This window comes from Delftia tsuruhatensis NBRC 16741 (genome assembly GCF_001571325.1).
Lineage (GTDB): Bacteria > Pseudomonadota > Gammaproteobacteria > Burkholderiales > Burkholderiaceae_C > Comamonas > Comamonas tsuruhatensis.
On the sequence record NZ_BCTO01000022.1, the window covers coordinates 65,217 to 75,149 of the forward strand.

Annotated in this window: 7 protein-coding genes and 2 pseudogenes; 2 read left to right on the forward strand and 7 right to left on the reverse strand. The window is 59.5% G+C overall.

Annotated elements, in window-relative coordinates:
* The first annotated feature begins 68 nt into the window (after positions 1 to 68).
* Together DTS01S_RS10735 and DTS01S_RS10740 are read left to right on the forward strand one after the other, a co-directional pair.
* The gene (locus DTS01S_RS10735) at positions 69 to 836 is read left to right on the forward strand and encodes an IclR family transcriptional regulator domain-containing protein (RefSeq protein ID WP_034369210.1); all 768 of its coding nucleotides are present in this window, start codon (positions 69 to 71) and stop codon (positions 834 to 836) included.
* A 115-nt stretch (positions 837 to 951) separates the two neighbouring features.
* Positions 952 to 1,566, forward strand: a pseudogene (locus DTS01S_RS10740) (DDE-type integrase/transposase/recombinase); the annotation flags it as partial.
* Here DTS01S_RS10740 and DTS01S_RS10745 read toward each other — a convergent pair.
* The 7 genes and pseudogenes from DTS01S_RS10745 to DTS01S_RS10770 form a co-directional block, all read right to left on the reverse strand.
* On the reverse strand, positions 1,526 to 2,335 hold the full coding sequence (locus tag DTS01S_RS10745) for an IclR family transcriptional regulator (RefSeq protein ID WP_082138180.1): 810 nt from the start codon (positions 2,333 to 2,335) through the stop codon (positions 1,526 to 1,528). The pseudogene DTS01S_RS10740 and the gene DTS01S_RS10745 sit on opposite strands and share 41 nt — an antisense overlap.
* Before the next feature lie 156 nt (positions 2,336 to 2,491).
* Positions 2,492 to 3,469 carry a PDR/VanB family oxidoreductase gene (locus tag DTS01S_RS10750; RefSeq protein WP_047219862.1) on the reverse strand — a complete coding sequence of 326 codons (978 nt, stop codon included), beginning with the start codon at positions 3,467 to 3,469 and terminating at the stop codon, positions 2,492 to 2,494.
* Between the two features lie 4 nt (positions 3,470 to 3,473).
* Positions 3,474 to 4,253: an SDR family NAD(P)-dependent oxidoreductase gene (locus DTS01S_RS10755; protein ID WP_047219863.1), complete on the reverse strand. Its 780-nt coding sequence runs from the start codon at positions 4,251 to 4,253 to the stop codon at positions 3,474 to 3,476.
* Positions 4,254 to 4,256: 3 nt separating this feature from the next.
* Positions 4,257 to 5,243, reverse strand: coding sequence for a Bug family tripartite tricarboxylate transporter substrate binding protein (locus tag DTS01S_RS10760; RefSeq protein WP_052862776.1), 987 nt, complete (start codon positions 5,241 to 5,243; stop codon positions 4,257 to 4,259).
* Between the two features lie 41 nt (positions 5,244 to 5,284).
* Positions 5,285 to 6,559 (reverse strand): aromatic ring-hydroxylating dioxygenase subunit alpha, encoded by a 1,275-nt coding sequence (locus tag DTS01S_RS10765; RefSeq protein ID WP_047219865.1) that lies wholly within the window; start codon positions 6,557 to 6,559, stop codon positions 5,285 to 5,287.
* A 215-nt stretch (positions 6,560 to 6,774) separates the two neighbouring features.
* Positions 6,775 to 7,700: pseudogene (locus tag DTS01S_RS29520) on the reverse strand (IS5 family transposase).
* A 101-nt stretch (positions 7,701 to 7,801) separates the two neighbouring features.
* On the reverse strand, positions 7,802 to 9,925 hold the full coding sequence (locus tag DTS01S_RS10770; protein WP_239009705.1) for a DEAD/DEAH box helicase: 2,124 nt from the start codon (positions 9,923 to 9,925) through the stop codon (positions 7,802 to 7,804).
* Positions 9,926 to 9,933: the final 8 nt, after the last annotated feature.

Below are 9,933 nucleotides of genomic sequence, written 5' to 3' on the forward strand. Positions count from 1 at the left end.
CGTACTTAGTGTTAAACCTGTTTTTGCGCTATGCGCAAAAATGTTGAAAACACCTTGATTTGATCGCTATGCAGGACAAGAACTTTGTGGAATCGCTGCGCAAGGGATTGGGGGTACTGACTTGCTTTGACCGTCGGCATACCCGGCTCACGCTGTCGGAAGTGGCCAGGCTCACGCAGTCCACACCAGCATCGGCCAGACGTTCACTCAGCACGCTGGTACAGCTTGGCTATCTAGAGAGTGACGGGAAGCTGTTCTGGATGCAGCCCAAGTCGCTGCTGATCGCCTATTCATTTCTGTCATCGCGCCCCATGCCTGCGTTGGCCCAGCCGCTACTGGACGCACTGTCGGAGCGCACCAGAGAGTCCGCTTCGCTTGGTACTTTGTTGGAAGACGATGCCATCATCATTGGCCGTTCGACCGCACGGCGCAGCTTGAGCACGGGCCTAGGAATAGGATCCAGGTTGCCGGTGTACTGTTCTGCGATTGGTCGGGTGCTGTTGTCAGGACTCCCCCAGCAGGAGGCGCGTGCAAGGCTGGAGATGATTGAGCGGATGGCTCTGACCCATCAGACAGTGACTGACTTGGAGGAGTTGCTGGGTCTGCTTGATACTTGCCGGCAATCCGGATGGTCATGCAGCGATGGAGAGTTGGAGCTGGGTGTGCGCTCCATGGCGGCGCCAGTGCGCGACCCTCAAGGCAACACAATTGCTGCCATGAGCATTGCAGTTAGAGCAGAGAGACTCAGCATGAGCGAGTTCAAAGAGACTTTTTTGATGCCGCTGAAGCGCGCTCGCAATGAGTTGGAAAAAAAGTTGTATCCGCAAGGGATGTAATGCGCCACCATGTCTTTGCCTAGCGCAGCGGCTGAGGCTCGGGTTTGCGCCGTCCTTCCGATGTCGGGCGCATGCGCGGGGCGTGCAGTTGTTCCTGATCGGACCCGGCAAGCCCAAGCCTGAGAGCGAGCACAAACCCTTCAAGGCGTATGAGCCTGGCTATGTGCATGTAGATGTGAAGTACCTGCCCCAGATGCAAGATGAGGACAAGCGCCGCTATGTCTTTGTTGCCATTGATCGGGCCACACGCTGGGTGTTCATTGATATCAAGCAACACAAGACGGCAGCGTCCGCCAAAGCCTTCTTGGCCGCCGTCCGCAAAGCTGCAGCATTTAGGATTCACACCATCCTCACCGACCACGGCAAAGAGTTCACAGACCGCTTGTTTGGCAGTCGCACTCGCCAGCCCACAGGCGAGCACGAATTCGACCAGCTATGCCAAGCACTGGGGATAGAACATCGGCTCACCAAGCCCAGGACGCCAAAAACCAACGGCATGGTCGAGCGCTTCAATGGCCGCCTGAATCAAGTACTGCGCTCGCACCACTTCAACAGCGCAGAGGATTTGGAGAAGACGCTGCACAGGTTTGTCTGGCTGTATAACCACCACTTACCGCAAAAGGCACTGGGGCACGAAGCCCCAGTTCAAGCACTCAAAAAATGGAAGATGAAAGCACCTGATTTATTCGTCAAGAACGTGCGCAATCATCCGGGACCTGACAATTCTTGAATCCCAATGCCGCCGAAAGCTGTGCAGCCTCTTCCCTTAACAGCGCGGCATAGCCCTGCACAACCTCTTCGTCGAGTCTTGCGCTGGGACCGAATAGCCCTAGCGATCCCACCACGCGGCCGCTGCTGTCGAAGAACGGCGCAGCAATAGCGACAGCGCCCTCAATCAGCTCATCGCGACTGGTGGCGTAGCCTTCGAGGCGAATCTGCTTGAGCTGTTCGGTGCACCGCTTAGCTTCGGCGGCGTTTTCCGCGCCATAAGCGCTAAGGTCTTGCTTGCTCACGTTCAGCCATGCCAGGATCGAGCGACCACTGGCGCCCCGCACGAGCTTCTCGCGATAACCTACGCCCCGCTTGAAGCTCAGAGGCTGCGTGCTGGGAAGTTCGGCAACACATATCCTGAAAGCACCCTCATGTACGTGCAGGGAAATGGTCTCGCGGGTTTTCTCCCACAGGCGGCGCATCATGGGTTGGGCAACGGTTTCGTAGCTCATGCCTGCGGACCAGGCATGAGCCATCTGAGGGACTGCCGGGCCGAGCCGGAAACGCTGGGGTTCGCCCTCGGAAACGAGAAACCCCTTGGTATTGAGCGTATCGAGCAAGCGGTAGAGGGTCGGCCGGCTCAGGTCGACCCGCTTGAGCAGTTCGGCCACCAGCAACCCATCATCTCCGGGCCTGAAAGCCAGAAGCACGTCAAGAGCCCGCTGGACTGCGCGCACCCCGCCTTCGGATTTATCGGATTCGGACATGTCAACGGTTTTCTGATTCATGCCGATACTCTACCTGCAATTGTCCATCTAATGGATAGCGAACATGGGCAGTTGCGCTGTGCACAAGCGCTCGCCACATGGGAAGAGCATGCGGCTGGCGGCATTCCCTAGGCGCTACTGCCCTTACCTGTCATCCGCACACTGTTCCGATGCCGCTCAGCAATCCAGGACCAGGTTGCCTGAACGGCAACCAGAGACGCAGATCATCATGCTTTTGTTCGCCGCCCGCTCCTGCTCGCTCAGTATCTGGTCGCGGTGATCCACATCGCCAGAAATGACCCGGACCTCGCAGGCCCCGCACACACCCTCACGGCAGCTGTACTCGGGGTTCATGCCCGCGTTGATCAAGGTATCCAGCAAGGAAGTCCCCGCAGCCACCTGCACGGTCTTGCCGGTCCTGCGCAACTCGACGGCATAGCCGACTTCCGGTGTCCGGGGGGCTGCCAGCGGTGCGGCAGCAAAACGCTCCAAGTGCACATGCTCCAGCCCGAGCTTCTGACAGCTGTCTTCATAAGACGCCAGAAAAGCCAGAGGCCCGCAAGCATAGAAGTGTGCGCCTTCGGCGTGTCCTTGGAGAAGGCTGTACAGATCGGCACGCACACCCTTTTCATCCTTGAAGTGCCAGTCGACCGTCACCCTGCCGCCGGCCCGGGCAGCGATGGCCTCGATCTCCGGCACAAAGGCGGCGCTCGCGCGGCTGGATGCGCAATAGATAAGGTGCGCCGTCCTGCCCAGGACATCCAGCCTCCGGAGCATGGCCAGAACAGGCGTGATGCCGATCCCTCCGGCTACCAGCACGCTATGGGGGGCAGTTTCGACCAGAGGGAAATGATTGCGCGGCCCGCCAATCTGAATCGCTTGCCCAACCCGCAACTTTTCATGCACAAAGCGTGAACCGCCACGGCTGGCCGGGTCCAGTGACACCGCCACCACATAGCGATGGCGTTCCCCCGGATTGATCAGCGAATAGCTTCGGACCAACCCATCGGCCAGGTGCAGATCGATATGGGCACCCGCCTGCACAGGCTGGGAAAACTCCTGCACCGCAGCAAGCGGCCGCAGCTCCACGCTGAGGGTGCCGACCGCTTCGTAGCGCATCTGGTGAACGCGCGCCTGAAGATATGTAGAGGCCATGGCGTTACATGATGTGCAGGCCACCATCGACCATCAGAGTGGTCCCGGTGATGAAAGACGCCTCGCGGGAAGCCAGCCAGAGGATGGGCCAGGCGATCTCCTCCGGCGACGCCCAGCGACCTATGAGCGATGTGTCCTTGCGCTCCGTCCTGAGCTGCTCCACGCTCTTGCCCGCGTTGCGTGCCCTGCCGACGTGGAAGTCGGTCAACGTGGAGCCCGGGCACACCGCATTGGCGCGCACGCCGTGAGCGGCCTCCTCGAATGCCAGGCTACGGGTATAGGCCAGTTGCGCCGCCTTGGTCGCGTCATACAGGGCCATGCCCTTGCGACCCGTGACCGCATAGCAGGAGGACACGTTGACGATGCTGCCTGTTCCCGACTGCCTCAGCGCAGGAAGCGCAGCCCTGCAGTAGTTGGACATCCCCACCAGATTGACGCCGACCATGGCCTGCCATTCGGCTGCAGTGGCATCGGCTGCGGCACTGTAGTTTCGCATGGCGGCGTTGTTCACCAGGGTATCGAGACCGCCCCACTGCTGCACGCACTGTCCTACGGCTGCTGCTGCGGCGGCCTCATCTGACACATCGGCAGTCGCACATGCCAGCCGGGCTCCAGGCAGGGCCTGCAAAATGGCTTCGCGCGTGCGCTCCAGGGCCTCGGCGTTCGCGTCCACCATCAGCACCGCAGCCCCTTCCTGGCAGAAGAGATGGGAGGCGGCGGCGCCTATGCCCGCACCGGCGCCGGTAATCAAGGCGGTCCGTCCCGCCATTCTGGATTCACTCATTGTTCAATCCGCCTTTGCATTCGTTGCTTTGATGACCTCGCCCCAGCGCACGGTTTCAGTGGCTATCCAGTCGCTGAACTGCTTGGGGGTGCTGGCGATGGTCTCGAACTCCATCTCGTCCAGATGCTTGCGTATATCCGGGGAGTTGAGGATGCGAACCATGGCCTGGTGGTAGGTATTGATGACCACGGGCGGCGTTCCGGCAGGCGCTAGCAGTCCGATCCAGGACGTGGCCTCGAAGTCCTTGAGGCCGGATTCAGTCAGCGTAGGAATCGTGGGTGTGCTGGGAAAGCGCTTTGTTCCCGTGGAGGCCAGCAGCTTCAGGCGCCCTTCCTTGACGAAGCCCTGAACATTGCCCGGAACAAAGAAGCCGCCCTGGATATTGCCGGCAATCAGGTCCGTCACGGCAGGCCCTGCGCCACGGTAAGGCACATGGGTCATCTGGAAGCCCGCCGCCGATTTCATCATCTCCATGGTGAGGTGCGAGGCGCTGCCCATAGCCACGGAGCCATAAGAGTACTTGCTGGGATTCGCCTTAGCCTTGGCAATGAAGTCCTTCACATCCTTGAAACCAGCATCAGGATTGACCACCAGGTACTGCGGCGATTTCACCGCCAGCGTGATGGGCGCCAAATCCTTGAGCGGGTCATAGGGCATCTTGTCAAACAGGGTGACATTGATGGCCAAAGGCCCGTTGTAGCCGATCAGCAAGGTATGGCCGTCCGGCAACGAGCGGCTGACTTCGTAGGCCCCGATGTTCCCGCCAGCTCCAGGCTTGTTCTCTACCACGAAGGGTTGCCCCAACGCATCCTGAAGCTTGGGCGCAATCAGGCGCGCCAGTACATCATTCGTACTGCCCGTAATGGGCACAACGATGCGTACGGGCTTGGTGGGGCGCCATTCGGAGGGCGCTGTTGCCTGGCCCCAGGCCGCAGTCGCCATGTAGGCGCCTGCGACTAGGACGGCCTTGAGTGTCGTGGGGAACTTCATTTGATTTTGTCTCCGTCATTTCTCGTCGTGGCGTTTCTTGTTCAAAGGCTGAAGACCGGCTTCTTCGTCGCGTCTGCCAGCTCCTCGCGGGCCCAGGCCACCGGGTCCTGATCGCGGGGCAGTAGCACGCCTGCGGGCCGCACGTGCTGCTCGCTTGCGTCAAGGGCGGGAGGGGTTTCTCCCTGCTCCAGTCCGAGGGCGGCTTCATTGAGCATGCGACGCGCCATAACGATTGCCTTGTCTGTGGGTAGCAGCCTCTCCGCGGCATGGTCCTGGATGGGACCCATGCTTTCCTGCAGCGAATAGTCCTGTGCGGAGAAGCCAAAGATGCCGCTATAGGAGCGCTCTTCGCGCTGCGCCACTCGATCCATGCCATAGTCGTTGTTGCGATTCGCCTTGGGAATGAAGCTGCCGGGCGCTTCATACTCCACGTGTATGCCTTTGCCCTCCTCCATGGACCGTCGTTCTTCTTCAGTAAGCGGCTGATCCGGCTGCCAATTGATGCTCCAGGCCCAGCAGTTGTAGTCGTCGATAGGTACCCACACGTGGCCACCCAGCGCATGCTTACCGAAAGGAGCGATCAGCGTGAACCAGGGGAACAGCCACTGCGTGATGCGCCAGTAATAGGAATCGGGCTCGCCATTGCGGCGCCCGAACAGGCTCAGCCCGAAGGGCGTCTGCTCGATCTCGAACTTCACGTTGCCGTCGGCCTTGATGTAATCCAGCGCCTTGACACCCTGGTGCATGGGATCCGTATCCACCTCGAAGCGGTGCACATAGGACACATGGGCCGTGTCGATGCCGCCTTCCATGGCTTGCAGCCAGTTGCTGTATTGCAGGCGTTTGGAGACGAATACATGCTCCGGTGGCAGGGTGCACCACTCCAGCTCCGGAGGAACGGGTCTGTGTTCCTCGGGTCCCATGTAGGCCCAGACAATACCGCCGCGCTCCACGCAGGGATAGCCTTTGATGTGCATGCGGGCGCAGGATTGCGGCGAAGAGGGTACATCCACGCATTGGCCGTTGCCATCGAACTTGACGCCATGGTAGGCGCAGCGAATGCCGTTCTCCTCGTTACGACCAAAGTACAGCGAGACGCCGCGATGAGAGCAGAACTCGCTGATCAGGCAAGCTTTGCCATCCGTATTGCGAAAGGCCAGCAGCTTCTCGCCCAGCAATTGGACCCGCACCTGCGGCCCGTCCGCTTCGGCGATCTCGCTGGACATCAATGCTGGCACCCAGTAGCGGCGCAGCAGATTTCCCATTCGTGTATTGGGGCCGACGCGGGTGAGCGTCTCGGACATTTCCTTGTTCATGCTTTGTCTCCGTGAGGTGGTTTGATCTCGATCTTGTTCGCAAAATGAGACTAATGTCCATTTTATGGATCATCTGATCCATGTCAAATTTATCGATCTTGTCCGCTCTATGGACATCAAAGAAGACAACGAAGCTCTACCGACGAGACTTCACGAGTGGGGGCGTTGTTGCATAAATCGATTTCAGGCCAAGCTCCCCCAAACCCCAGCCGTGGCTATGCCACGGCTGCCGTCTGAGGACGGCCAAGTTCTGTAAATCGATTCAAGATGGCTGCTCGAATGTGCAGCTCGTTGACTTGTCGCTCAAAGGACGAGACATCAGCCGCTCACCCAATCGTTTGATGCAGTTCATCTTGGTTTCCACCAAGCTGCGCCGGTGATACCCGATCCAACGTTTCCAGATACTTCGCCCCAGCCTTCGACATGCAGCGATCGCCGCATTTCGATGCACAAAGGCTTTGCCTTTGCGTATTCGAGCATTCTTGCGAGGAGGAATAATGGGAATACCTCCTCGCTTGATGACTTCTTCATGGACTGGTTGCGTGTCGTAAGCGCCGTCGCCCGTTAGGCTCTCCAGCACCTCATCTTCGGGCAATTGCTGCAGCAAATCCGGTATCACTGCTGCATCACTGACGTTGTTGGATGTCACGCAGATAGCCCTGACCTGTAGCGTCTGGGCATCAATGCCAATGTGCAACTTGCGCCATTGCCGACGACGCTCAGGGCCATGCTTTTTGCATTTCCACTCGCCTTCACCCAAGAACTTGATTCCCGTTGAATCAACCAGCAAATGCAGTCCCGCTTGGCTGCGTGTGTACGGCACTTGTACGTTCAAATCGAGCTGGCGCCGGCACAACGTGCTGAAGTCAGGTACCGGCCAAGCAAGCCCACACAAATGCAGCACCGACTCGGCAAGACCCGTGGTCTGCCGCAGCGCCAAGCCAAACAGGTTCTTGAGCGTCAAACAAAATTGGATTGCTGCATCAGAGAACTTCCGACTGCGTCCGCGTTTGCCACTTGCCGTGGCAAACCAGCACATACCCTTGTCCAGCCACACCGTCAAAGAGCCTCGAGCTTTGAGGGATGCGTTGTACTGCTTCCAGTTGCTGGTTCTATAGCGGGGTTTGCGGGGCTGACTCATGCAGCAAGCCTACCGCTGGAAGAGCAACGATTTATGCAACAACGCCGGTTGGCCCCTACAGGCAGGTTTAGCGCGTACTGAATTTAGTCAGTTTTTTTCTTTCACCGGCACAGTGCAATCGACTTCTGATGTTTGGTGCGGTCGTCTTCTGAAAATGACAGCGCCTCTTGGTACAGGCGATCGTAGTTCAACCGTTCGGAAAGCTGCCCCAGAATCTGCGCCCGAAGGTCTTCGGCCACATTGCCCTGGTCATCGACCTTGCCGACCGTGCGCGCAATTTCAGTCAACTTCTCGTCCAGCAGCAGGAAGATGCGCCCCTCGATGGTGTCTGACAGCACGAGGTTGTAGACCTGCGCCGTGTGGTTCTGTCCATAGCGGTGAATGCGCCCGATGCGTTGCTCCATGTCCATCGGGTTCCACGGCAGGTCGAAATTGAACAGAATGCGGGCGAATTGCAGATTCAAGCCCTCGCGGCCAGCCGCTGTACACACCAGCACACGCGGCCCGTCTTTCAGGCGGAACTTCCGCTCTGCTGCCAGCTTGGCACCGTGGTCGCCGCCACGCAGCACCACCACACCCTGGCCGGGATAAGCCTGTTCAATCTCGCGGGAAATCAGATCGACCGTGCCGAGGTAGGTGGCAAAGATCACGATCTTTTCATTGGCGTTCTGTCGCCACAGATGCCCCAAACCATCGAGCAGTTTTTGCGCCTTGGTCTCGCGCTGCTGCGGGAAGATGCGCAGCAAGTCGCCAATGCGCAGGCGCTCCTCGGGCAGATGCAAATCGACCACAGCACACGCTGCCTCCTCGGCGTGCGTTGCCGAATACTCGCTGCCATAGGGGTCGGAGGCCATTTCCAGCGCCTCTTCATCCAGCTTCTTCACCAGCCGGTACTTGAGGTCAGCCAACACGCGATCCACCTCGCTGCGACCAACACTGTCGCGTGGCAAGCCAAATTCCTCATGAATCAGCTCGCGCGCTTCCTCGGTCAGGCGTTCGCGGCCTTCGATGTCCAGCTCCTTGTCGCGCAGAAATGCCTCGTGCAGCGTCAGCATCAACAAGCGGCGCTTGAGCGTGCGGCGCACGGCGGCAAAGCTTGATGCCGCGATCTTCTGGAAGATCGCCATCAAGAAGCCCAGTGCGCGCCCTTGGTTGCCCTGGCGGCGGGCCAGATCGAAACCATCTTCCAGGTACTCGCGCAGCTTCTCGTAAAACAGCCGCTCCTCCTGATTCATCAAGAAGGACTCGGTATGCACCCAGCGCCGGGCAAACAGCGGTGAGCCATCGGGTTGGCAGGCATCGGCCTTGGTGCGGCGAAACATCACCGTATTCAGACGATGGCGGTTTTCCAGCATGTCCTCGGGATTACCAAACAGCGTGGGGTTCAAGAGCTGCGCCAGCATCCAGAACTGGAAGTGATTGCCTTGGTGCGGCGTAGCAGACAGGAGCAACAGATCACGCGCGTGATCCTTCAGCGCTTCGGCCAGCTTGTAGTTTTCCGTCTTGCGCACCTTGCCGCCCGTGCGGTGTGCGGTCAGGTGATGCGCTTCGTCGAATATCACCAGGTCCCATCGTGGCGCATCCAGCAGACGCTTGATACGGGCAGGGCGCTTCAAGGTGTCGATGCTGGCAATCAGCCGGTCGTGCTTGGCGAAGGCATTGGTCTTGCGGTCGGTGATGTCGCCTTCGGAGCCGAACACCTCGAAGTCGAGATTGAACACCTCGTTCAATTCGCGGTGCCAGTTGTTCACCAAGCCTGCGGGCACCACCATCAGCGCCCGGGTCAATTCGCCCCGGCTGGCCAGTTCACGCAGAATCAGCGCGGCTTCGATGGTTTTGCCCAAGCCCACCTCGTCGGCGATCAGGTAACGCCGTGGTGAGGCAGTGGCAATGCGGTGCGTCAGCACCACCTGATGTGGCAGCAGATCAATGCGTGCCGAGGTAAGCGCCGAGGCGCTCTCCATCACCGGCAGTGCGTGCGCCTCGTAAGACAGCCATGCCTTGCGTGCCCGGTCGGAGCCGCCTGCCACCGATTGCAGAATGCGCTCGGTACGGGTGCGCTCGCGGCGTAACGAACTGGTCGGTACGCGGCGCTCGCCCACCACGCCGAAGAACGCGCGCAGATAGCCATCGTGCCCGGGTTCGAGCACCACGCCTGGACCGAATTCGGTGTGGGTGATGCGCTCGCCGGGCTGGAACGAATCCTGAAAATCGTCTGCTTGCACGCGCTGGC

Excerpts from the sequence above, each read along its gene's own strand:
- DTS01S_RS10735 (WP_034369210.1), top strand. The coding sequence starts at position 69 with ATGCAGGACAAGAACTTTGTGGAATCGCTGCGCAAGGGATTGGGGGTA.
- DTS01S_RS10745 (WP_082138180.1), bottom strand. The coding sequence starts at position 2,335 with ATGAATCAGAAAACCGTTGACATGTCCGAATCCGATAAATCCGAAGGC.
- DTS01S_RS10750 (WP_047219862.1), bottom strand. The coding sequence starts at position 3,469 with ATGGCCTCTACATATCTTCAGGCGCGCGTTCACCAGATGCGCTACGAA.
- DTS01S_RS10755 (WP_047219863.1), bottom strand. The coding sequence starts at position 4,253 with ATGAGTGAATCCAGAATGGCGGGACGGACCGCCTTGATTACCGGCGCC.
- DTS01S_RS10760 (WP_052862776.1), bottom strand. The coding sequence starts at position 5,243 with ATGAAGTTCCCCACGACACTCAAGGCCGTCCTAGTCGCAGGCGCCTAC.
- DTS01S_RS10765 (WP_047219865.1), bottom strand. The coding sequence starts at position 6,559 with ATGAACAAGGAAATGTCCGAGACGCTCACCCGCGTCGGCCCCAATACA.